The following is a 22,709-nucleotide window of genomic DNA, read 5'->3' on the forward strand; positions in this document are numbered from 1 at the left end:
TGCGGGGACAGGATTTGAACCTGTGACCTCTGGGTTATGAGCCCAGCGAGCTACCGAACTGCTCCACCCCGCGTCGCTTGATCAACACTACCCTACTTTTGCGGCGCCCCCGACCACGCCCGCACACCGCGGGCACAGTGGGCCCACAACTACCCCGTGGAACCCACATCAGCCGGGAAAGCAAAAGGCCCGGACATTGTTGCCAATGTCCGGGCCTTTCCTCAGTTGCGGGGACAGGATTTGAACCTGTGACCTCTGGGTTATGAGCCCAGCGAGCTACCGAACTGCTCCACCCCGCGTCGCAAGAACTACTTTACCGGGAGGTGAACCCCAGGCCAAATCGCAGCGGCGTGACGTCCGTTACGCCGCCCCGGCACCCGGCCCCGCGGGGATCGGGTGCCGGGTGCCGCCGTCGTACTACTGACCCGCTGACGGGGACGAGGAAGGGGACGGGGAGGCCGAAGGCGACGCGGACGCAGCGGGGGCCGGGCTGGCCTCCGGAGCAGTGACCGGAATCTTGGCCTCAGCGTCCATCGCCTTCTTCAGCGCGGCCGCAACCTTCTTCTGCGCGTCGCCATAGGCAGCAAAGTCGCCGGCTGCGAGCGCCGTTTGGCCGGCCTGGATAGCGGCGTTCGCCTCGTCCAGGGCCGCCTTGAGCTGGGCCTTCGCGTCCGCCTCGGCAGGGGTGGCAGGCGCTGCCGGTCCTGCAGGGGTCTGGCCGTTGTTGGCGGAATCCCCCGCGGCTGCACCGGAGTCCCCTCCAAACAGCTGCTTCAGGGCTGCATCGAGTGTGGGCGCGAAACCGACCTTGTCGCCGAAAGCCACCAGCACGCGCTGGAGGGTGGGGTATGACGTCTCACCCGTTGACTTGAGGTAGACCGGCTGCACATACAGGATGCCGCCGCCCACCGGCAGGGTGAGCAGGTTGCCGTTCAGGACGTCCGACGCGCCCTGGCGCAGCAGGTTGAGCGCCTGTGAAACGGTGGGGTCTGAGTTGAATTTGTTTTGCGCCTGCCCCGGACCCGGCACCTGTGTTTCCGGCGGGATCTGCAGCAAACGCAACTTTCCGTAGCCCTCAGCCTTCACTCCCGACTCGTTGCCTGCATCCGAGTCCGCGGCAAGGAAGCCGTACAGGACGTTGCGCGCGTTGCCGTTGACGATCTGCGGGATGAAGGAGGACGTCAGCTGGAATGCGGGCTTCTCCTGGTCCGGCATCTGCAGCGACATGTAGAACGGCGGTTGCTTCACGTCGGTGTCCACCGTGGGATCGGCGGGCACGCTCCATGCGTCGTTGTTCTTGTAGAAGCTGATGGGATCGGTCACGTGGTACTGCCCCAGCAGCTCGCGCTGGACCTTGAACAGGTCCTCCGGGTAGCGGACGTGGCTCATCACCGCCCCTGACATCTCCGAGTACGGCTTCAGGGAGGACGGGAAGACCTTCTGCCAGGCCTTGAGGACGGGATCGGTGTCGTCCCATGCATAGAGGGTCACTGAGCCGTCATAGGCGTCCACGGTGGCTTTTACGGAGTTGCGGATGTAGTTCACCGTGCTGTTGGGCAGGGCCACGGCACGGCCGGAAGTCGTTTGCGAATCCGCGGTGGCATCCGACAGCGACTTCTGCTGCGAGTACGGGTAGTACTGGCTGGTAGTGTAGCCGTCCACGATCCACTTGACCCGGCCGTCCACCACCGCCGGGTAGGCGCCGCCGTCCACCGTCAGGTAGGGGGCCACCTTCTGGACGCGTTCGCGGGGGCTGCGGTCGTAGAGGATCTGCGAGGCCGGGTTCACACCGTCCGAGAGCAGCAGGTCCGAGGACTGGAACTTGATGGCGTAGAGGATCTTGTTGAAGAAGGAGCCAACGTTCGGGCCCCCATTCCCCTTGAACGTGTACTGGGTTTCGCCCTCCCCTTCCTTGCCGGAGGGGCGGTCCTGCTCGCGCGGCGTGGCGCCGTCCGGGGCACCCACGATGGAGTATTCCGGCGAGGTTTCACCGAAGTAGATCCGCGGTTCGTAGGTGGTGTCGTTGCCCAACACGCCAGTGGACGGGATGCCGGACTGCAGGAACTCGGGCTTGCCGTCCACGGTGAACTTGTTGCCCTTGGCCGCCACAACCCCGTAGCCGTGCGTGTAGACCACGTGCTGGTTCAGCCAGCCCTGCTGGTTGGTGGCAACGTTCGTGGGGTTCAGTTCCCGCACGGCGATCACCGTGTCCTGGATCTTGCCGTCCACCTCGTAGCGGTCCACGTTAAGGGCCTTGGGGAACTGGTAGTACGGCCGGTACTGTTCCAGCTGCGCGAAAGCGTCCGAGATCAGGTTGGGGTCCAGGAGCCGGATGTTGGCGGTGGTCTGGGCATCCGGGGCGAGCGCGCCGGTGCTTGCCGTGTTGGTTGCGTCGTACCGGGTTTCCTGGACGCCGTCCAGGCCATACGCCCTGCGGGTGTTGTCGATGTTGCGCTGGATGTATTCCCGCTCCAGCGTTTGCTCCGACGGACGGACCTGGAACTGCTGGATGACCCATGGATAAACTCCGCCCGCCAGGATGGAGGTAATGATCAACATGGCAGTACCGATGACCGGCAGCCGCCAGCGTCCGATGACGGCGGCAACGATGAAGAGGATGGCCACCAGGACGGCAGCCACGGCGAGGATCGCCTTGGTGGGGATGACGGCGTTGACGTCCGTGTAGAGGGCACCGGCCCAGCGCCCGCCGTTGCTTTGCACCGAGGAGTAGCGGTCAAGCCAGAAGTTGATGCCCAGGAGGATCAGGAAGGCTGCACCGGTGACGGCGATATGGATCTGCGCCGCGCGGCTGGTGAACACCCCACGCTCCATCAGGCGGATACTGCCGTACAGGTAGTGGGTGAGGATGCCGGCGATGCCCGCGATCACCACGACGCTGATCAGGAACCCGGTGACGAACCCCAGGAACGGCAGGGTCATCAGGTAGAAGCTGATGTCCATGTTGAACTGCGGGTCCGTCTGCCCGAAACCGACCTGGTTGAAGAAGAGCAGCACCTTCTGCCACTGGCTGGCGGCCGCGCTGCCCGCGAACAGGCCGAAGAGGACCGGCAGGCCCACCATGACGATCCTGCGGACAGGCTCCAGCTGCGCCTGGTACCGGTTGAGGTTGTCCCGGATCTCGGAGTCCGGGGCGTAGACCGGCCTTGCGTTGTAGGCGATGCGGATGGAGAAGAAAACCGCCGCGAACATGATGGCGAAACCAGCCACGAATGTGGCGATCTTGGCGAGGTTTTCGGTGACGAAGACCTCGATGAAGCCCAGTTGCCGGTACCAAAGGACGTCGGTCCAGACGTTGGCGAAGAATATGAAGCCCACTACCACCAGGGCGACGACGATGAGGGTGGGCGTCAGGGCGCCCCGTCGCGATGGGGGCCTTCCTGTGGACGTGGTGCTGGCGGGACGGGACAAACTGGGTACCTCATAGCTGGTCGTCGAGATTCGAAGCGTGCGAGCGACGTACGGTACCGGTCAAACGGCTGGTTTCGTCCGTCATCAGTGCCACGAGTGGCGGTAAAGCTTAGTTCCTGTCGAGTCTAGTTGGGACCGGCCTATTTGCCGGTGCACCCAGGAAGTGCGGATGTGTCCTGCCCGCTTCCGGCCAGTTCCACAGCATGCCGCGCCTCGGTAAGGTTTTCCACGCGTACCACCTGAAGGCCGTCGGGGATGTGGCCGGCAACCTCGTCGCAATTACCGGCGGGCGCCAGGAACAGTGAGGCTCCGGACGAGCGGGCACCTTGCATCTTTTGGCCGATGCCGCCAATGGGTCCCACCGCACCGTCAGGTGAAATGGTGCCGGTTCCCGCAATGTGCTTGCCCCCGGTAAGGTCGCCCGGCGTCACCGTATCGATGATGCCCAGCGAGAACATGAGTCCGGCGCTGGGGCCGCCCACCTTGTCCAGGGAGATCTGTACCTGGAAGGGGAAACTGAACAAGTACTTCAGCATGACGCCGAGAATGAACCGGCCCTGGCCGTTGTCCTTGGGCGTCACTTCCAGGGCGACGGGCTGGCCCGCCCGCTCCACCGTCAGGGCAGCCGGAGCCCCCTTGCCCGCCGCCAGTTCATCCTGGATGACGCTCAGTGAGGTGATGTCCTTGCCGTTGATGGACTTGAGGATGTCCCCTTGCTGGATCTTGCCCGCGGACGCTGAATCCTTGGACAGGCCCGCGGCCTGGAGCTGCTCGCCGAACGGAATCTTGAGTTCGTTCAGGGCGGAGGCCACCGCGTTTTCCTGGGACGTGGCCATGGCCACCGCGCTTTGTTCCTGGGCCTCCTCCCTGGTGGTTCCCGTGGGATAGATCAGTTCCACCGGGTAGACGGCTTTGGAGTTGTCCAGCCAGGCGGAGAAGGCGTTGAGGATGCTGACGGAACCGGTGGGGCCGCCGTCGACGTACACCGTCGTCAGGTCCAGGCTCCCGGCGGCGGGATACGTTTCGTGGCCGCTGACATTGATCACCGGGTGCCCCTGGCTCTCCCCCAGGGTGTTGTAGGTGGGCCCGGGCGACTCGATGACGTAAGGCACCGGAAGCGTGCCCACGGCAATTCCCAGCCCCAACGCCGCCAGCCCGGCAACCATCATGGTGGAAAGGCACCTCCCGGGGCGCCCGCCGTCGTCCGCGCCGGCACTGGTGACTACACCCGCTGTGCCGCTTCCGCCTGCCCTTTCCGGCGGGCCGCCGGCACCCACAGGCCCGGTGGTGGAGAAGGGGGAAAGTTCTGGAACGTGGTCCTCGGAGGGATGGCCGCCACGGGTTGTAGTCACCCCACCAACACTACGCGGTGGCGGCGCGCCGGGGCGCTTTGCCTAGAGCGAACGACGACGTCGGGCGGCAGACAGCCGACCGGCGCCGGGGTACCGTGAAGGTTGATCAACAGTCACACCATCGATCGGCGGGACCATGACCTCCAACCCACTCAATCCGTCCAACGGCGACGACAATCCAAAGGATCCGTTGACCGAAATGCTGCAGAACCTGATGGGCGGCAAGGGGATGGAGAACTTCGACCCCGCCGAACTCGCCAAGGCTGCCGGGCTGCCGGATGACCCCAACCTGCTGGCCCAGATGTTCTCGCAGGTGCAGGCGATGATGAGCGCCCCGTCCGAGGGCCCCGTTAACTGGACGCTGGCCCACGACAACGCGAGGCGGGTGGCCGCCGGCAGCTCCGATCCTTCGGTCTCGGCGCACCAGTCCCGGGAGGTGGACGAGGCCCTCCGCCTTGCCGAGCTGTGGCTGGACCCTGTCACCGACCTGCCCGCCACCGGCCTGATCGGCAAGGCATGGTCGCGGGCGGAATGGGTGGAGGCCACCCTCGGCACCTGGAAGCGGCTGACCGAACCCGTGGCCAACAGCATCGCCAACGCGCTCTCCTCCGCGATGACGGAGCAGATGCCGGAGGAGATGAAGTCCATGATGGGTGGCGCTTCCTCCATGCTGCAGAACATGGGCGGCGCGATCTTCGGCATGCAGCTGGGCCAGGCCATCGGTGCCCTGTCCAAGGACGTGGTGAGCTCCACCGACATCGGCGTTCCGCTGGCCGACCTTGAAATGGCACTGCTGCCGGCAAACGTTGCCGCCTTCGGCGAGGGCCTGTCCCTGCCCGAGAATGACATCCGGCTGTTCCTTGCCGTGCGGGAAGCCGCGCACGCGCGGCTCTTCGTGCAGGTCCCCTGGCTGCGCGGACACCTGCTGGGCGCCATCGAGGCTTACGCCCGCGGCATCCACATCGACACCTCGCGCATCGAGGAACTGGCCCGCGACCTTGACCCGAGCAATCCGGAAGGCATCCAGGAGGCCCTGTCGCAGGGTGTGTTCATGCCGCAGCGGACACCGGCGCAGGAACAGGCCCTGGAGAAGCTCGAGACGGCGCTGGCCCTGGTGGAAGGCTGGGTGGACGAACTAACCGCGGCAGCTACCGAGAAGGTGCTGCCGTCGGCCGGCGCCCTGCGGGAAACCGTGCGGCGCCGCCGGGCAACGGGCGGTCCGGCCGAGCACGCCTTCGCGTCCCTGGTTGGGCTGGAGCTGCGGCCGCGCAGGCTCCGCGACGCCGCCACCCTGTGGGCCACGCTGAAGGAGGAGCGCGGCATCGAGGGCCGGGACGCCATCTGGCACCACCCCGACCTGCTTCCCACGGCGGAGGACCTGGACGATCCCAAGGGCTTCAGCTCCCGCCGCAAGCTCGCCGAGGCCAGCGACAGCGAAGTTGATGACGCCCTTCAGAAACTGCTCAGTGGCGGGTTTGACGGCACCTCCACTGATGAAGGCGGAGCGGCGGGCACCGACGATGCTGCCGGCGATGCCGGGGACAAGGACGACGACGGCGGAACAGGCCAGCCCAAAGGCTGACACTTAGCACCCCCGACTACCCTCGGCGGGCCAGGATTCCTGGCCCGCCGGAGGTTTTTAAGGCCTGATCGGTGTTCCGGGCATGAGCTAGTCGGCGTCGCCGCTGCCGGCCGTGCCGTCCTTGTCCAGTCCCCGGGACGTGGCAAACGAAACACCTTCGAGGAATGCCTTGGCCCGCTGGGTTTCAGGGTAGGCGTCCAGCAGCTTCCAGAACGCGGCGTTGTGTGACGCCACCAGGAGGTGGGCCAGTTCGTGCAGCAGGACGTAGTCGATGACCCACTGCGGCATGGGCCGCAGTTTGTCCGACAGGCGGATCGTTCCGTCGGCCGGCGTGGCGGAGCCCCACCGGGAGTTTTGGTTGCTGACCCAGCGGACGGACACGGGAGCTGACCGGCCGCCGAGGTACTGTGCCGACAGGTGTGCGGCGTGGGCTGCCAGGGCATCGTCGGTGGCGGGGCGGCGGCGGCCGTCTGCAGCCCGCCGGTCCCCCTGCTTGTGCAGCTTCGCCAGCATGCGGTGCACCCACTCCCGTTCCTGGGCGGCAGTGAAGCGGGCCGGAATGGCAACCACCGCTGTTCCGTCCTCCCAGAACGCCGCAACCGTCCGCGTACGCCTGGCAGAGCGCCGCACCTCCACAGGGGCGCCGCCTGATGTGGTCAGCGGGGCGCCCTGGCGGGCTCCGGAACCGGTGCCGCGATTCACAGGACGGAGCTTTCAACCAGGACCCGGAGGACGTCTTCCCCGTACTTTTCCAGCTTGGACGGGCCGACACCGGCGAGGCCGGCGAGCTCCTCCAGCGACGCCGGCCTGGCCTCGGCAATGGCAGTAAGGGTGGCATCGGTGAACACGACGAACGCGGGGACATCCGCGGACTGCGCCACCTCACGGCGCCAGTTGCGGAGTGCGTCAAAGGTCTGTTCCTCGTACGTGGGGGGACAGGCGTTGCAGCGGCCCACCTTGCGTTCGGCCCCGGTGGCCAGCATGGTGCCGCAGACACGGCACACGGCGGGCGCGGCAGCCTTGCGGCGTGGAGCGGTTCCTTTTCCCCGGGCACTGGAGCTTGCCACCGAATCAGGCCGCAGGCCGTCCAGGAACCGGGATGGTTTCCGGTTGGCGCGGCCCCCGGGAGTCCTTGCGGTGCTCCACGAGAGGAAGAGGTGTTCGCGGGCCCGGGTGATGCCGACGTACAGCAGGCGGCGTTCCTCATCCACCGACTCAGGTGAATCGGCGAAGGAAATGGGCATCAGGCCTTCGCTGAGCCCCACCAGGAAGACTGCGTCCCATTCCAGGCCCTTGGCTGCGTGGAGGGAAGCCAGCGTCACGCCCTGGACCGTCGGCGCGTGCTGGGCCAGGGAGCGTTCCTGGAGTTCGTTGACGAAATCCGACAGGCCGAACTGGGGACCGCGGTTTTGGACGAGTTCATCGGCAAGCGCCACCAGCGCCGCGAGCGACTCCCACCGCTCGCGCAGGGCTCCGCCGTTGTGCGGAGCGGCATCCGTGTAGCCGAGGGAGGAGACGATGTCCCGTACCAGCTGGCCCAGCGGTTCCGGTGTGTCCGTTTCTGATACGGCCCTGGTGGCTGCGCGCAACTGGAGGATGGCGTCCCGGACCTCCTTGCGGGCGAAAAAGCGTTCACCGCCCCGCAACTGGTAGCCGATTCCTGCCGCTGCGAGCGCCTGTTCGTAGGCCTCGGACTGGCCGTTGGTGCGGAAAAGGACGGCCATTTCGCTGGCCGGAGTCCCGGCGTCGAGCAGTGCCTTGATCTTCTGCGCCACGGTGGCAGCTTCGGCTTCGTCGTCCGTGCACTCGGTGAACTGGGGCGCCGGCCCGGCAGGGCGCTGCGCCACGAGCTGGAGGGGTGCAGCCCAGGCGGCGTCGGCGGTGGGCCCGCCGCTGCGGCGACCGCCCAGCAGGTCATTGGCCAGTTTCACCACCTGCGGGGTGGACCGGTAGTCCCGGACCAGCTTGACCACGTTGGCCTGCGGGTAACGGGCCTTGAAATCCAGCAGGTGCTTGGGCGATGCACCGGTAAAGGAGTAGATGGTCTGGCTGGCGTCACCCACCACGCACAGTTCGTCACGGCCGCCGAGCCAGAGCTCCAGGAGCCGCTGCTGCAGCGGGGAAACGTCCTGGTACTCGTCCACCACGAAGTGCCGGTATTGTTCCCGGACGGTGGCAGCCACCTTCTCGTCCTCCTGCAGGATGCCCACGGTGATCAGCAGGACGTCCTCAAAGTCGATGACATTGCGGTCCGTCTTGACGTCCTCGTAGGACTGGAAGACCCGGGCGACCGCAGTAAGGTCGAACCCGCCGGGTGCGCCCCTCCCCTGGGCGTTTTCCAGGTAGTTCGCAGGGGTCAGCATGGACACTTTGGCCCATTCAATCTCGGAGGCAAGATCGCGGATGGAGGCGCGGTCGGTGCTGAGCCGCAGCCGCCGGGCGGCTTCTGCCAGCATCTGCGCCTTGTGGTCCAGCAGGTTGGGCAGTGTGCCGCCTACGGCCTGCGGCCAAAAGAACTGCAGCTGCCGCAGGGCTGCGGCGTGGAAAGTCCGGGCCTGCACGTTTCCGGCACCGAGGTCGCGCAGCCGGCTGCGCATCTCCGCCGCCGCCCGGGCCGTGAACGTCACCGCGAGCAGGCGCTGCGGGCTGTAAACGCCTGAGTGAACCCCATAGGCAATGCGGTGGGTGATGGCGCGGGTCTTTCCGGTTCCGGCGCCGGCCAGCACGCACAACGGGCCGCTCAGCGTACTGGCCACCTCACGCTGTTCTGCGTCCAGCCCTCCGAGGATCCGGTCCTCAAGGGAGGCTGCTCCGTCAAAATTTTCTGTAGTCACTTCTGCTGCTTTGTTTCTCGACTACCGCGTGCTGGAGTCTGGTGGATGGAATAACTTAGGCGCCGGCCAGGTCCTGGATCCGGCCGCCGTACCAGTGCTCAATCAGGGAACGCGCAATGGAGAGCCGGGTGGAAATGGTGATCTCACCACTGAGCACCGCTTCCTGGAGTTCCTCGCGGCTGAACCAGCGGGCCCTGGTGACCTCCACGCCGTCGGGCGTTGCCTGGGTGTCCTCGGTGACGGCGGTAAAACCAAGCATAAGCGAGGCCGGGAACGGCCACGACTGGGAGCCGAGGTACTGGCAGGCTGTGACCCTCACTCCAACCTCTTCCTGGATCTCGCGGACCACGGCTTCCTCCAGCGACTCTCCAGGCTCCACGAACCCGGCCAGGGTGGAGTAGTTCCGGGCATCCACCGGACCACCGCCGCCAAGGAGCAGCCGGCCGTCCGGGCCGACCACTGTGACAATGATGGCCGGGTCCGTACGCGGAAAGTGCTCGGACTTGTCCGCGGGACACCGTCGAACCCAGCCGCCTGACTCAACGTCCGTAGGCGTCCCGCAACGCGGGCAGTGGGTATGGGCTGCATGCCAGTTGGCGATAGCGCTGGACTCCACGAAAAGGGCGGTGGAAGTGGCGGTCAATCCTGCCGCGACCTCCCGGAAACCGGCCCAGGTTGCGTCTGCGGGAATCCCGGCGGTGCCGGGCTCGGGTGGTTCGGGCAGCACGAACAGCAGCAACTCGGTGCCGGCCGGAAGATCCGCGGCGGGCAATGCGGATCCCAGGTACACGACGAGCTCCGGCGCCACCCCTGCTGCCGTGAGTTCTGCCAAAAGGTCCTTGGCCCCTGCCAAGACCAGATTGCTGCCCCGCACCAGCCCCTGGCGCCGGGACAGGACTGCGGCCACCGCGTCCGGGCCGGAGAGCAGCTCATCCACCATGCCGGGCCTGCCGCGGACAGCGGATCCGCGGTCCACCAGCGCCGGCCTCACCGGGAGCAGGGTGTCCACCAGGTGGTTCGCGGGCAGGGGCGCTTGCACGGCCTGGTGGACGGGTGTAACAGACTCCGCATGGCTCATGCTTCCACCGTACTGACTGCTGCCGACATTTCACATTTCGGCCGGGCCCGTCCGGTGCGGGGGTACCCCCCGATTTCCAGCTATCTGGAGACTCGCCGCGGCCAGACCGCCGTCTGGGACGGCGCGCAATCTACCGTGGAACGGTGAGAAGAAAACCGATTGAACTGGCGGCGATTGCAACCGCGGCAGTCCCCGGACTGACCCCGACAGCTGTTAGCTCTGCGCCGGATGACCCCGCGGACTTCGACTCGGCCCTGCTCCTTGATTCCGAAGGCAAGCGCTGGCGGGTCCGGTCGCCGCGGCATGCCGAAGCCAGCACGCGGCTGGAAACGGAGTTCCTGGTGCTGCGCGCCTTCGCTCCCGCCGTCCGCGCGGAATTGCCGTTCCTGATGCCTACGGTCGCCGGCAGCGTCCGCCTGGGAAGCCTCACTACCTTCGTTTACTCACACCTGTCCGGGAGCACGCGCAGCGTAGAGGAGCTGACATCCGGACCCGCCGGCCTTGCCCGCGAAATCGGTTCCGCGCTGGCCGCGGTCCACGACCTTCCCCGGTCCCTGGTCAGCAACGCCGACCTGCCCAGCTACACCCCCAACGAGTTCCGCCAACGGAGGCTGAACGAACTGGACCAGGCAGCGACAACGGGCAAGATCCCAGCCGCACTGCTTCGGCGCTGGGAACATGCCATGGAAGACGTGTCCCTCTGGCGGTTCAACCCCTGCGTTGTCCATGGCGACCTGCACGAGGACAACCTGCTGGTGGAATCGGGACGGGTGACCGCTGTCACCGGTTGGACGGACCTGCGCATCGGTGACCCCGCAGACGATTTTGCCTGGCTGGTGGCCTCCAATGAACAGGACTTCATTGATGCCGTCCTGGCGTCTTACACTTCCAGCCGCCGCGACGTCCCGGACCAGCACCTGCTGCGCAGGGCCGCCCTGTCAGCCGAATTTGCCCTGGCGCAGTACCTGGTCAAGGGCCTGGCGGCCGGCGACCAGGAAATGGTCAGCGAGGCCGAGGGAATGCTGGAGAGCCTTGCCAGCGACATCGCCGAATTCGGCGGCCAGCCAATCAGCGTCGAACCCCTGCCGGCCAAGAGCACCCCTGCTGCGGGCGTCGAGGTTCCGGCACCCGCCACGGCACCCGCGCCCGCCGGTACCTCGACTCTCCCGGCGTCCGCGGGCGGCAGTTCTGCGGTCAGTCCTGCAGTTACCGTCATCCCCGTCCCGGCCGAACCAGCGGCAACTGCCATACCGGATGTGCAGGTGCCACCGGAAGGGCCGTCACAACCCGCCGTCCACGTGGCACCTACCCCGGCAGAGCCGCCCGCTGCGGGCGCTGAGCCCATAGAGGCGCCGTCCACTGAAGCCAAAGGTCCGGACGATACGTCCACCGCGGCCATTTCGGTCATCAACGCGAACCGGGGCTAAGCGGGACAGGCCCTGCCCCTTGGGGCCCTACGTTCGCCGTTCCCCATCTGGGGCCGGCCTCAAGGCCTGGTAAGCGCAGCGGAAACGATTCCTTCCAGTTCGGCGGCGGTCCCAAGGTCGTGCGGCCGGACCACTGCATTGTCAGCAACGTAGAAGAATGCGGCCCGCACGTCCTCCAGGGGAACATCCTTGAGTCGCGCCCATGCCAGCCGGTAGACCGCCAACTGTGTCGCGCGGGTCTTCAGCTGCCCGGCGGATGGCCGGCGGCCGGTCTTCCAGTCCACCAGGTCCCATCGCCCATCGGCGTCCTGGAACACGGCGTCCACCCGGCCGCGAACCACCACTTCCCCAACCCGGGTTTCCACTGGAACCTCAACGAAGGCCGGTGACCTGTCAGCCCAAGGGGAAGCCTTGAAGGTTGCCACCATTTCATCCAGGTCGTAGGCAGCATCGATATGGTCGTCCGAACCCGGGGCTTCGCCGAGGTCCAGCATGCCGGCCCTGCCGAAATACTCCTCCACCCAGGCGTGGAAAGCCGTGCCCTTCCGCGCGGACATGCCGGGTTCCCGCGGCACGGGGCGGCGCAGCCGGCCGAGCACCGCCTGGGGGTCGTCTCCGAGGTCAACAAGGGTGGAAGCTGAAATATGGGTGGGCAGGTGCACGTCCTGGCCACTTGACCTCCTTGCCCTTCGCTCCAGCAGCAGCGCAGCTTCGCGTGCCCAGCCTGCCGCTGCCCCCGTGAGGCCGGGCAACGGACTGCTTTCCTGCCGGGGACTGCTTGCCGGCCCTGACTGCTCCCCCCGGACCAGCTGGCCAGTGCCGGTGCCGATGCCGGTGCCAGTGCCGGTGCCCAGGATTCCGAGGACCCGCTGCGCCGCCGCTTCCATGGCTCCCCTGCGCCCCGGGGCCAGCCGCAGGCGCTCACCCGTTCGTGGGTCCACGGGTCCTTCAAGGGGATCGTAGGGCCAGCGGGCTTCCTCCATTTCCAGCGTCAGTGGGCTCCGGTCAGGCAGTGCTGCCTCCTCGAGCGACAGCGGATGGACCACCGCATTCGCGGGTGCTCCGCCGTCGGCCGGATGCGTCAGGGCTTCCAGCTCCGCAAGGAACGGAGACATCTCCGCGCGTCCGGCGCGTGATCCCACCCACGCTGCGCTGGACACCCACAGGACATGCTTGGCCCTGGTGTAGGCCACATAAGCGAGCCTCCGTTCCTCCGACTCGCCGTGGGCCTGGACGCCGGCCTTGTAATCTTTTTCCGCGTCCAGCCAGCCTTTCTGGTCCGGCTGGTCGAGGTCCCACTGGGGCAGATCTGCCCGGTCACCGCGAAGGGGCCATGGCAGGGCAGCAGAGCCGCTGCTCCAGCGGGAGTCCCGGTCGCTGGGGAAAGCGCCCGCGTTCATCCCCGGGACAAACACAACGTCCCACTCCAGGCCCTTCGAAGCATGCACCGTGAGCAGCTGCACGGCTTCCCGGTTTACGTCGCTGGCCGGCGCTTCCAGGCCGTTTTCTTCCGCCGACGCAGCCTCCAGCCAGGACAGGAAAGCGAGGATGTCCACCCGCTGGGAGGTACGGAGGAAGCCTGCGGCCGCGTCCTGGAAGGCATCGAGGTTGCGGCGGGCCTGGTGGATGCTGATTCCGGGCCGCGCTGCCACTTCGATGTCCAGCAGCATGGCCCGTTCCACCTCCCCCAGGAGCGTGGTGAGGTCATCACCGAGGTAACCGCGCAGTTGCCGCAGCTCGGCTGACAACCTGGCCAGCCTGCTGCGCGCATCCGGGCCCAGCGTGCGGCCATTCGACGAGGTCCACCCTTCCCGCGGCAGGAATTCCAGGGCCTCCACCAGGCTGGCCCCGTCCGTCAGGTCACCTTCGAGGATGGGGGCATCTGCTTCGTCGCTGTCGGTGTCCTCGATGTCGTTATCGAACCCCTGCGCAGCCTTTCCCCGGCTTCGTGCCAGCTGGCTGGACCAGTCACGCAGTGCCATGAGGTCGGCCGGCCCTATCCGCCACCGGGCTCCTGCGATAAGCCGCATGAGGGCATCAGACCGGCCGGGATCGGCAAGGACGCGCAATGTGGCTACCAGGTCCACGATCTCCGGGGTGTCCAGGAGCCCGCCAAGGCCCACGATTTCGTAGGGGATCCCCCGGGCTTCGAACTGCCGCCGCACCGGCTCCATCTGCGCCCGCCGGCGGCACAGCACGGCGAGCGCCGGGGGCTCAGCCGTACCGTCCGGCTTCAGCTCAAAGTCCGTCACCCGGTACTTCAGGACATCATCAGCCAGCGCAGCAGCCTCCTCCACGTCGCTGGCGAAACGCCCCAGCACCACAGTTCCGTCCACTGCGTAGGGGCTCGGCTGCAGCGGCGGTACTTCAGCAGCGGCTGGCCTGCTCCCGGCAGGTCCATGGTGTGCAGCTGTCCGGCCCAGGGATTGGGACATGACGTTGGCCGCCGCGAGGATGGACCGGCCGTTCCGCCATGCAGTGGTCAGGTAGGAGGTTGGGGCGGGCGCCCAGCCGGCTCCTTCCTCCGATCCGCCGGTGCGCACGGGAAACTCCCGAACGAAGTGGAACAACTGCCCTGCCGAAGCGCCCCGAAAACCATAGATCGACTGGTTGGGGTCGCCGACCGCCGTCACGGCATGACCGCCGCCAAAGAGGCGGGAAAAGAGCACCAGCTGGGCATACGACGTGTCCTGGAATTCGTCGAGCAGAACCACCTTGTACCGTTGCCGCTCCATCTGGGCTGCCAGGGGAACATCCTGCGCCACTTTGGCAGCAAGGGCCACAAGGTCGCCGAAGTCGAGTGCCCCGCGGGCTCGTTTGGCGGCGGCATAGCGGCCCACCATGTCGGCAACGCTTGCCCTGGTTCGCAGCATGCCGCCGAGATCCGAGGCCGCCTTCGGCGGGTTCCTCTTCTTGTCCACCAGGTACGGCAGGGATTCAAATTCCGACAGGCGCGCCATGAGCCACGCTTCCACATCTTCGGGTTCCTGGAGGTGCTCGGCGCATTCTCCGGCCAGCTGGATGACGGCCTTCACCAGGGTGGACTTGGCCGCGCGGAAGTGCTGGTATTCGCCGTCGTAGGCTTCAACCACCTCGCTGGCCAGCTGCCAGGCCTGCGCACCGCCGAGCAGAACCACGTCCCGCTCCACGCCCAACCGCAGCCCGTAGTCGGAAACGACGCCGCTGGCGAATGAGTGGTAGGTGGACACCTTGGGCTCCAGGGCGTCGCTGCTGGGCAGGCCCTCAGGAAAGACGCCGTGCCCGGTGTCCTTGGCGGCGAGACGCTGCAGCGCCAGGAGTTTTGACCGGATCCTGCTGGCGAGTTCGCCCGCAGCCTTCCGCGTGAAGGTCACGCCCAGGACTTCCTCAGGGGTAACCCATCCGTTGGCCACGAGCCATACCACCCGGTCCGCCATTGTGGCGGTTTTTCCCGATCCAGCGCCGGCGATGACCAGCCGCGGCGCCAAGGGGGACGAGATGATGGCGGATTGCTCCGGCGTGGGAGTGTTCTTTTCGCCGAGCAGCACAGAGAGTTCTTCCGGGCTGAAGCGTACGGCCGGGACGGCGTCAGCAAGAGGCAGTGCCGCGCTCATTCGGTCACCTGACGTCCGCGTACACACAGCGGGCATACCTCGGGGAGGCGGCAGCCATGGCCGCCATGGCTGCCCTTGGCGGGATCGTGCCGCGCTGTGAATTCACTTCCACCCATCACGGCGGCGGCCTCCTTGACCATGTCCATTGCCCAGTTCTCCTGCGGGTCGAGTGGTTCCTGCTGTTGGATGGCTGGGCTTTTTGCACTGGTCCCGAGCTGCGCCAGAACCGCCCCGCCGGACAGGCCCTGCCCGCCGCCGGAGCCGGCGTCGAACCCGCCGGCGAGCACTGCTGCCTGGTAGGCGCCAAGCTGCGGATGGCGGGACAGCTCGTCCTTGCCCGGCTGCCTTTTTCCGGTCTTGAGGTCCACCACCACCAGCCGGCCTTCGCCATCGATTTCCAGCCGGTCCACCTGGCCGCGGAGTACCGCGTCCCTCGGCGGGGCTTCATCGACCACCACGTGGCCAAGGGCCACCTCGAAGTCCTTCTCCACACCCAGCAGGCTGCGGCCTTCGCCCCTCATGGACAGCACATAGTGTGCCAGCTTCCGCACCATTGCCTCCGCACGCTGGAAGTCCAGCCGGCCCTCCCAGTTGTCCTTCATGCCGAGCGCAGGCCAGCGCCGCACGAGTTCAGCCACGTACTCGGATCCGGAGGCGTCCGGCATGTCCTGGGCGATCGCATGCACCAACGTGCCCAGGCTCCGGGCGAAGTCGGTGGCAGGCTCCCCTCCTGCTGCCTGGACAAACCAGTCCAACGGCGACTTTTGCACCGTCTCCACCTTTGACGGGGACACGGACACAGTTCCGCCCGGCGGGACCACAGCCTCGGCGGTGGTCAACGGGGCCAGCCCCCACCAGCTGTCGGGGTGTGCTCCGGCCACGGCAGGTTCGGCCGCGGCAAGATGCGCCAGAACCCTGGCGGCTTCTGCAGCCTGCGGTGTGCCGCCGTCGAGCTGGGCATGCTGCCGGAGCTCGGCAACCAGGGCGCGCAGCGTCATGGGCCGTTCCACCTGGGTGAAAGCCCGGCCCTCATCCTCCGGCCCCAGCGGTGCAACAAAATCCAGGAACGACGACGGCTGGTCATCCTCCGATGAGACCGCGGTGCAGACCAGCAGTTCCCGTGCCCTGGACACCGCCGTGGAGAAGCTGCGCAGTTCGTCATAGCGGATATCCCGGAGCCGGCTCAGCGGATCACGCTGGAGGGCATACTCGGGGCCATGTTCCACCGCATCCGCGTACAGGGTACTGCCGAGCAGTTCACCGCGGAGCCTGGTATTTGGCCATACCCCCTCCTGCAGCCCCGCAATGATCACCACGGGCCACTGCCGGCCCGCCGCACTGGCCGGCGTCATCAGCTCCACAGCGTCATCGAGCTGGGCTCGGGCAGCGAGGGTGTCCATGGGAAGCTCCTGGTTAAGGAGGTACTCCAGGAACTGTTCTGGACCAGCACCCGGCACCTGGTCCACATAGCGTTCCGCCGTATGGAAGAGCGCCATCATTGCGTCCAGGTCGCGGTCGGCCCGGGACCCATGGGGTCCTCCTGACAAAGCCGTCTCTGTCCAGGCCGACGACAGCCCCGTTGAATCCCAGAGTGCCCAGAGCACCGACTCGGCATTGGCGCCCGGCAGCCCGGCCGCCTCCCGCCCCGCACGGATCATCCGCGCCGTGCGCCGTGCGGCGCGGCCCTCGATCCCCAACGCACCCAGCGCTCCGGGTTCAAGCAGGGCCTGGACCAGCAGCGCATCACTGGCACGGCCTCCGCCGCCGAGGAGTTCCTCGCGCCGCAATGACTGCCGGAGCCTGCGCAGCTCAATGGAGGTAGCGCCCCCGATCCGTGAGGTGAGCAGGGACACCGCAGCTTCGGGAGTCAGAAGCTCAGGATCCAGTGCGATGGCGAACGCATCCAGGAGCGGCCGTACAGCTACTTCGTCCCGGACCGCGGATTCCGCCACTGGCACGCGTACGGGAATACCCTGGCCGGACAGATAGCGCTGCAGCTCACTGACTTGGCCGCCGTTGCGCACGATGACGGCCATATCCGCCAGGTCCCGGTTGTGGTTTATGTGCTGGTCCAGGATCCGCTGGGCAACGTACCGCAGCTCGTGCACTGGGGTAGGTACCAGGTGGGCCTCCACGCTGCCGGGCCCGCCGTCATGTTCAGGCTGTTGCAGGCGGCGGGCCAGTTGCCCGCCTGCCCGCTGGGATATGCGGCCCGCGACGTTCAACCATGCCTCTGCAACCGCCGGCGCCAGGCCATGCGCATGCCACAGCGGACGCTCGAGGACTGACGGCCGGCCGGCCAACAGCCGGGGCAGTTCAGCCACCAAATCGGGCCGGGCCCCCCGGAATCCCTGGACCACCGTGTCCGGGGACGACGTCACGTAGCAGTCCTGCCCGGCAGCGATATCCGCCAGCAACTCGAAGATGGCGGGGTTTGCTTCCTGGATATCGTCCACCAGGACAACCTCCAGCCTGGCACGTTCGGCAGCGAGGAACTCCGGTGCGTCCTGGAAGATTTGCCGGGCAGCTGTGATGATCCCGGCGGGGTCGAAGGCTTCGGGCATCCGCAGGTCCAGAACGTCCCGGTATTCAGCGTAGAGCGCTGCTGCGGCTTTCCAGTCCGGCCGGCCGCAGGCATCCGCCAACTGGGCAAGGTCTTCAGCCGTGCGGCCCGATTCGATGATGCGGTCGAAGAGTTGCCGCACCTCCTGGCGGAAGCCCCTGGTTTCCAGGGCGCCATCAAGATCCGACGGCCACGGCAGTTCCAGTCCCGGCAGCCTGTGGCCCTCGAGGAGTTCCTTGATGATGAGGTCCTGTTCGGGACCTGACAGAAGGCGCGGCGGCCTGGGCAGCGGTATGACACCTTCGGCCTTGGCACGGCGGATCAGGTCGAATGCATACGACGCCCAAGTCCTGGCCGGAGTGGTGCTGAGGCTCCTGTCCAGCCGGGCAGTGAAGCGGTCCCGCAGGAAATCGGCGGCAAGACGCGTGGGTGCAAGGATCAGGGTGCGTTCGGGGTCCACTCCGTCGCGGAGAACCCGCTGGACGGCGGCCTCGACGAGGACGGTGGTCTTTCCCGTGCCCGGCGCACCTGGAACCAGGACTGGTCCGGAGCCTTGGGCGACGTCAACGGCTGCCTGCTGGTCCGGTGTGAGCCGCAGTGATTCCGCGTGCACCCGCCGGGGCGGGAGCAACCGAAGGGCGGGGGCGGCCGGCAGGGCGCTGTTGCCCTCCCGGTCTCGTGTGGCGGGGGAAGCCGGCCTCCGCCCTGCTTCCGGTTCTTGCCGGTGCGGGTCCCAGGGGCCGGTCAAAGGAATTGTTACGGTCACAAAACCATTCCATCATCAGGCACCGACAACCTGTGAAGCCGACGCTCCAGTTCCTCGGCGACTGCGTCGATGCCGTCAAAATCACTCTCCGTCGGCGCCCACCGTGCGGTGGTCAAGTCCACCCGCCACCGCCCCTCCCCGGTACGGAGGTAAGACCTGTAGTCGCCAACCAGCGGAGTACCTTCCTCAAGGTAAAGGAGCAGGGCCTCGGCTTCGTGCCCGTGGGGCGCCTGGCCATTGGCTTTCAGGACGCGCCACCAAGGGGCGCCGCCGCCATGATGGCTCATTACGGAACCTACCTGGCGTGGACCGCCGGAACCCAGGAGCTCGGCAACGTCACCGTAGGATACGGCCGTCCCTGCCGGCACCAGCCTCACGACGGCCAGGACGGCTTGGACGTACTCATTCCGCATTGATCCAATCTATCGTCAGTGGCGCTCCACGGAATTGTCGGTGGGTCCCCTTAGCGTTGAAGCATGAGTTCCTGGAACACCCTCCCCCGAGCAGCCTTCGACCTGGAAACCACCGGCCGCAATTCGCGCGCGGCGAGAATCGTCACGGCCTCGATTACTGTGGTGGATCACCAGGGTGAGGTCATCAAGGAGCACGAGTGGCTGGCCGATCCGGGCGTGGAGATACCCGTGGAGGCAAGCGACGTCCACGGCATCACCACAGAACAGGCCAGGCGGGACGGCCGCCCTGCCCATGAGGTCACGCGTGAGGTCGCCGCAGTACTGCAGGAACTGTTCGATTCCGGCACCCCGGTGATCGCATTTAACGCGAGCTACGACTTCACGGTTCTCGCGGCCGAATCCGCAAGGTACGGGATTCCGCAGCTGTCCCGTTTCCCGGTCCTGGATCCCTACATCATGAACAAGCAGGTTGACCGCTACCGCAAGGGGAAGCGGACGCTCACCGCACTGTGCGAAGAGTACGGCGTGGTTCTGGACAATGCGCACACCTCCGCAGCGGACGCCCTGGCTACCCTCAGGGTGTTGGATGCAATGGCAGGCAAGTTCCCCAAGCTGATGATGCCGGCCAGCCAGCTGCACCAGCTTCAGGTGGACTGGGCGGTCAGCCAGGCATCGGACTTCCAGGAATACCTCCGCAAGACGAAGCCGGCCGCCGTGATCGAGGGAGACTGGCCGGTGCTGCCCCCGCAGGACGCGACGGCAGCTGGTTTCTAGGGCTTCTGCATACGCCCTTTTGGGAGACATGTCACAGTCACGTCGCTTAACAAAGTTCCGGGCCGCGACAAGGGCATCATTCGCCTGAGCCGCGGGTGGGACCTCCAACTGCCCGCCCTAACGACGGTCTGACGCAATTTCCTTCGCCTTGCGACTGAATGACGTCCCGATTCTTCACCTGAGCCCCGGTATTCACCCAAGTGAGACAATAAAGTTTTGCGGTCACCCCTGCCCCGGACAGCTGGACCAGCGCCGGGCAGGTGCCAGGCGCCACAGCGCTGCCTTGCGGCCCGGTCGACTTATGCCTCATATGAAAGTGACAACCTGATGAAAATCAAAGCGATGAAGTGGCTCACTACCGCTCCCGTTGCACTGGCCCTCGCGGTTTCCCTCGCAGCCTGCGGTGGCGGGTCTTCACAGCCCAGCGGCTCCCCCACGGACGCCCTGAAGGGCAGTGACCAGCAGACGCTGGACAAGTACACCACCGCCGACGTCACCCCCCTCGACAAGATTGATAAGAGCAAGCTCGGCCTCATCACCGAGGGCACCCTGCGCGTGGGAACGTTGTCAGACGCCCCGCCCAATATCTTCGTTGATTCCTCGGGCAAGTTCACTGGCTACGATAATGAGCTTCTGCGGGCGATGGCTGACAAGCTGGGGCTCAAGGTCGAGTTCGCCTCCACCAAGTTCCAGGCGCTTCTCAGCCAGGTAAAGAACAAGCAGTTCGATGTGGGATCCTCCTCGATTTCCACCACGGACGCCCGCCGTGAAACGGTTGCCTTCACCAATGGTTATGACTTCGGTTACATGGCCCTCGTGACCAAAGAAGACGCCAAGGTCCAGACATTCGCGGAACTGAAGAGCGGCCTCCGCATTGGCGTCGTTAGCGGCAGTGTTCAGGAAGACTACGTCAAGAACACCCTGAACATTGAGCCTGTTTCCTTCCCCGACTACAACACCGTTTTCGCCAGCCTGAAGAGCGGCCAAGTCGACGCCTGGGTGTCTCCGTCCCAGCAGGCAACCGGCCAGGTCAAGCCGGGTGACGGCACGAAAATCGCCGAGAAGAAGCTCAACACCCAGAATTTCACCGCTTACGCCGTTGCCAAGGACAACCCTGCCCTGCTCGAAGCGCTGAATTCGGCCCTTGATGCCATCGTTGCCGATGGCACCTGGTCCAAGCTGACTGCCGAGTGGTACACGGACCGCCCGACGGCTGCCGAGCAGACCCCCGAGGGTTGGAAGCCGGGCAGCAAGGCCGTCAAGATCCCAGCGAAGTAGACACCGGCTACCCAGAAAAGATAGCGACGCCATATGGATTTCCTGACACGACTCGGAGAGACCTTCCTTGACTGGGAGAAGATCGCTGAGGTTCTGCCAAGCATGTTCGCTGTGGGCCTGCCCAATACGTTGGTCCTTGCGATCACTTCGGGACTCATCGGGGCCTTCGCCGGCCTGGTCCTGGCTCTCATGGGAATTTCGCGGAATCCTGTGGCACGGTGGGCCGCCCGGGTGTACACAGACGTATTTCGTGGACTCCCGGCCGTCCTCACCATCCTGGTCATCGGCCTTGGATTCGGACCAATATTCCGCGAGATGACGGGCAGCAACAGCCCCTACCCCATGGGCGTTGCGGCTCTGTCGCTCATGGCCGCCGCGTACACGGGTGAAATCTTCCGTTCCGGCATTCAGAGCGTAGACAAGGGGCAGCTCGAGGCGTCACGCGCCCTGGGATTCGGCTACGGTGCGTCCATGCGCTTGGTGGTGGTTCCCCAAGGCATCCGCCGCGTGCTTCCTGCCCTCATGAACCAGTTTATTGCGCTGATCAAGGATTCCTCATTGGTCTTCACCTTGGGCTTGCTGGCCACGGAACGGGAACTGTTCCAAATCGGCCAAGACGCCGCCGCCCGCAGCGGTAACCTGTCGCCATACGTGGCAGCTGCCATATTCTACCTGGCCATGACCATCCCGCTCACTCACCTGGTCAACTACATCGACGCCCGGCTGCGCAGCGGCCGGCCCGAAAAGAAAGAACCGGACGACGCCGCGGCCGTCGTTGGAAAGGGAGCCCAGGCATGACCGGTTTCGCGTCAGGAACGCTGAGCGCCAAGAACATCCACCTTTCCTTCGGCAGCAACCATGTGCTGCGGGGAATCGACCTGCACGTTCCCCAGGGCACCACGGCGTCGGTCATAGGCCCGTCGGGTTCGGGAAAGTCCACCCTGCTGCGGGTCATGAACCGGCTGATCGAACCCGAGCAGGGGGACATCCTGCTGGATGGCCGCTCCGTCCTGAAGGACAATCCCGACGAACTCCGCCGCCGGATCGGCATGGTGTTCCAGCAGTTCAACCTGTTCCCCCACAAGACGGTTGAGGAAAACGTCTCGCTGGCCCTGCGTAAGCTGCGCAAGCTCTCCAAGGAGGAAGCGCGCAGCGAGGCACTGGAACAGCTGGACCTGGTGGGCCTGAAGCACAAGGCCGATTCCCGCCCGGCCAACCTTTCCGGCGGCCAGCAGCAGCGCGTGGCCATCGCCCGTGCGCTGGCCATGAAGCCTGAGGTCATGTTCTTCGACGAGGCAACCTCTGCCCTGGACCCCGAATTGGTCAAGGGGGTCCTGGCCCTGATGACGGACCTCGCCAAGGGCGGCATGACCATGGTGGTGGTGACCCACGAAATGGGCTTCTCCCGCAACGTCTCCGACGCCGTGACGTTCATGGATGCCGGCGTAGTGGTGGAGTCCGGGCCGCCGGAGCAGCTCTTCACCGCGCCAAAGACTGACCGGCTCAAGGACTTCCTCTCGGACGTCCTCTGACGCCTGAGGCAGTAAAAGAAATCCCCGGCTGCAGCTGCAGCCGGGGATTTCTGCGTCCAGCCCCGCGAGATGGCATTTAAGGACAGTC

At 66.1% G+C, this 22,709-nt stretch carries 14 protein-coding genes and 2 tRNA genes; 6 read left to right on the forward strand and 10 right to left on the reverse strand.

Annotated elements, in window-relative coordinates; all coding sequences use genetic code 11:
- The 4 genes from ACTHQS_RS03045 to ACTHQS_RS03060 all read right to left on the reverse strand — a co-directional run bounded on the left by ACTHQS_RS03045 (nucleotide 1) and on the right by ACTHQS_RS03060 (nucleotide 4,781).
- Nucleotides 1-73, reverse strand: a tRNA-Met gene (locus ACTHQS_RS03045).
- 152 nt (nucleotides 74-225) lie between these two features.
- A tRNA-Met gene (locus tag ACTHQS_RS03050) sits at nucleotides 226-299 on the reverse strand.
- A gap of 118 nt (nucleotides 300-417) precedes the next feature.
- On the reverse strand, nucleotides 418-3,429 hold the full coding sequence (locus ACTHQS_RS03055; protein ID WP_440165970.1) for a UPF0182 family membrane protein: 3,012 nt from the start codon (nucleotides 3,427-3,429) through the stop codon (nucleotides 418-420).
- A gap of 140 nt (nucleotides 3,430-3,569) precedes the next feature.
- Complete coding sequence (locus tag ACTHQS_RS03060) at nucleotides 3,570-4,781, reverse strand: YlbL family protein (protein WP_440165972.1); 1,212 nt, start codon at nucleotides 4,779-4,781, stop codon at nucleotides 3,570-3,572.
- A 136-nt stretch (nucleotides 4,782-4,917) separates the two neighbouring features.
- Between ACTHQS_RS03060 and ACTHQS_RS03065 the strand changes: the two genes are divergently transcribed.
- Nucleotides 4,918-6,363, forward strand: a complete 1,446-nt coding sequence (locus ACTHQS_RS03065; RefSeq protein WP_440165974.1) for a zinc-dependent metalloprotease — start codon at nucleotides 4,918-4,920, stop codon at nucleotides 6,361-6,363.
- Nucleotides 6,364-6,450: 87 nt separating this feature from the next.
- Here ACTHQS_RS03065 and ACTHQS_RS03070 read toward each other — a convergent pair whose 3' ends face one another.
- The 3 genes from ACTHQS_RS03070 to nudC are packed head-to-tail and all read right to left on the reverse strand — an operon-like array spanning nucleotide 6,451 to nucleotide 10,275.
- A complete protein-coding gene (locus ACTHQS_RS03070; protein ID WP_440165976.1) occupies nucleotides 6,451-7,065 on the reverse strand; it encodes a M48 metallopeptidase family protein in 615 nt (204 codons plus the stop codon).
- Nucleotides 7,062-9,197, reverse strand: coding sequence for an ATP-dependent DNA helicase UvrD2 (locus tag ACTHQS_RS03075; RefSeq protein WP_440165978.1), 2,136 nt, complete (start codon nucleotides 9,195-9,197; stop codon nucleotides 7,062-7,064). Before ACTHQS_RS03075 ends, ACTHQS_RS03070 begins: the two co-directional genes overlap by 4 nt.
- A 55-nt stretch (nucleotides 9,198-9,252) precedes the next feature.
- Complete coding sequence (gene nudC, locus ACTHQS_RS03080) at nucleotides 9,253-10,275, reverse strand: NAD(+) diphosphatase (protein WP_440165980.1); 1,023 nt, start codon at nucleotides 10,273-10,275, stop codon at nucleotides 9,253-9,255.
- A 143-nt stretch (nucleotides 10,276-10,418) separates the two neighbouring features.
- Between nudC and ACTHQS_RS03085 the strand changes: the two genes are divergently transcribed.
- Entirely contained in the window at nucleotides 10,419-11,702 is a 1,284-nt protein-coding gene (locus tag ACTHQS_RS03085; RefSeq protein WP_440165982.1) for a macrolide 2'-phosphotransferase, read from the forward strand.
- Between the two features lie 59 nt (nucleotides 11,703-11,761).
- Here ACTHQS_RS03085 and ACTHQS_RS03090 read toward each other — a convergent pair whose 3' ends face one another.
- The 3 genes from ACTHQS_RS03090 to ACTHQS_RS03100 all read right to left on the reverse strand — a co-directional run bounded on the left by ACTHQS_RS03090 (nucleotide 11,762) and on the right by ACTHQS_RS03100 (nucleotide 19,037).
- Nucleotides 11,762-15,295, reverse strand: coding sequence for a UvrD-helicase domain-containing protein (locus ACTHQS_RS03090; RefSeq protein ID WP_440165984.1), 3,534 nt, complete (start codon nucleotides 15,293-15,295; stop codon nucleotides 11,762-11,764).
- A complete protein-coding gene (locus tag ACTHQS_RS03095) occupies nucleotides 15,292-18,513 on the reverse strand; it encodes an ATP-dependent helicase (protein ID WP_440166647.1) in 3,222 nt (1,073 codons plus the stop codon). The genes ACTHQS_RS03090 and ACTHQS_RS03095 overlap by 4 nt, the downstream gene beginning before the upstream one ends.
- Nucleotides 18,514-18,620: 107 nt before the next feature.
- Entirely contained in the window at nucleotides 18,621-19,037 is a 417-nt protein-coding gene (locus ACTHQS_RS03100; RefSeq protein ID WP_440165986.1) for an MGMT family protein, read from the reverse strand.
- 63 nt (nucleotides 19,038-19,100) lie between these two features.
- On the opposite strand from ACTHQS_RS03100, the gene ACTHQS_RS03105 reads away from it, so the two are divergent.
- The 4 genes from ACTHQS_RS03105 (at nucleotide 19,101) to ACTHQS_RS03120 (ending at nucleotide 22,621) form a co-directional block, all read left to right on the forward strand.
- A complete protein-coding gene (locus ACTHQS_RS03105) occupies nucleotides 19,101-19,811 on the forward strand; it encodes a 3'-5' exonuclease (RefSeq protein ID WP_440165988.1) in 711 nt (236 codons plus the stop codon).
- A gap of 327 nt (nucleotides 19,812-20,138) precedes the next feature.
- Nucleotides 20,139-21,089 (forward strand): substrate-binding periplasmic protein, encoded by a 951-nt coding sequence (locus ACTHQS_RS03110; protein WP_440165989.1) that lies wholly within the window; start codon nucleotides 20,139-20,141, stop codon nucleotides 21,087-21,089.
- A gap of 33 nt (nucleotides 21,090-21,122) precedes the next feature.
- Nucleotides 21,123-21,887, forward strand: coding sequence for an amino acid ABC transporter permease (locus ACTHQS_RS03115; protein ID WP_440165991.1), 765 nt, complete (start codon nucleotides 21,123-21,125; stop codon nucleotides 21,885-21,887).
- Complete coding sequence (locus ACTHQS_RS03120) at nucleotides 21,884-22,621, forward strand: amino acid ABC transporter ATP-binding protein (protein ID WP_440165993.1); 738 nt, start codon at nucleotides 21,884-21,886, stop codon at nucleotides 22,619-22,621. The genes ACTHQS_RS03115 and ACTHQS_RS03120 overlap by 4 nt, the downstream gene beginning before the upstream one ends.
- Nucleotides 22,622-22,709 lie beyond the last annotated feature (88 nt).

It is taken from the genome of Arthrobacter sp. SAFR-044, assembly GCF_051965175.1.
GTDB lineage: Bacteria > Actinomycetota > Actinomycetes > Actinomycetales > Micrococcaceae > Arthrobacter.

Bases quoted from the DNA above. Each gene is read 5' to 3' on its own strand.
- ACTHQS_RS03100 (WP_440165986.1), bottom strand. From the start codon at position 19,037: ATGCGGAATGAGTACGTCCAAGCCGTCCTGGCCGTCGTGAGGCTGGTG.
- ACTHQS_RS03120 (WP_440165993.1), top strand. From the start codon at position 21,884: ATGACCGGTTTCGCGTCAGGAACGCTGAGCGCCAAGAACATCCACCTT.
- ACTHQS_RS03105 (WP_440165988.1), top strand. From the start codon at position 19,101: ATGAGTTCCTGGAACACCCTCCCCCGAGCAGCCTTCGACCTGGAAACC.
- ACTHQS_RS03115 (WP_440165991.1), top strand. From the start codon at position 21,123: ATGGATTTCCTGACACGACTCGGAGAGACCTTCCTTGACTGGGAGAAG.
- ACTHQS_RS03065 (WP_440165974.1), top strand. From the start codon at position 4,918: ATGACCTCCAACCCACTCAATCCGTCCAACGGCGACGACAATCCAAAG.
- ACTHQS_RS03110 (WP_440165989.1), top strand. From the start codon at position 20,139: ATGAAAATCAAAGCGATGAAGTGGCTCACTACCGCTCCCGTTGCACTG.
- nudC (WP_440165980.1), bottom strand. From the start codon at position 10,275: ATGAGCCATGCGGAGTCTGTTACACCCGTCCACCAGGCCGTGCAAGCG.
- ACTHQS_RS03090 (WP_440165984.1), bottom strand. From the start codon at position 15,295: ATGAGCGCGGCACTGCCTCTTGCTGACGCCGTCCCGGCCGTACGCTTC.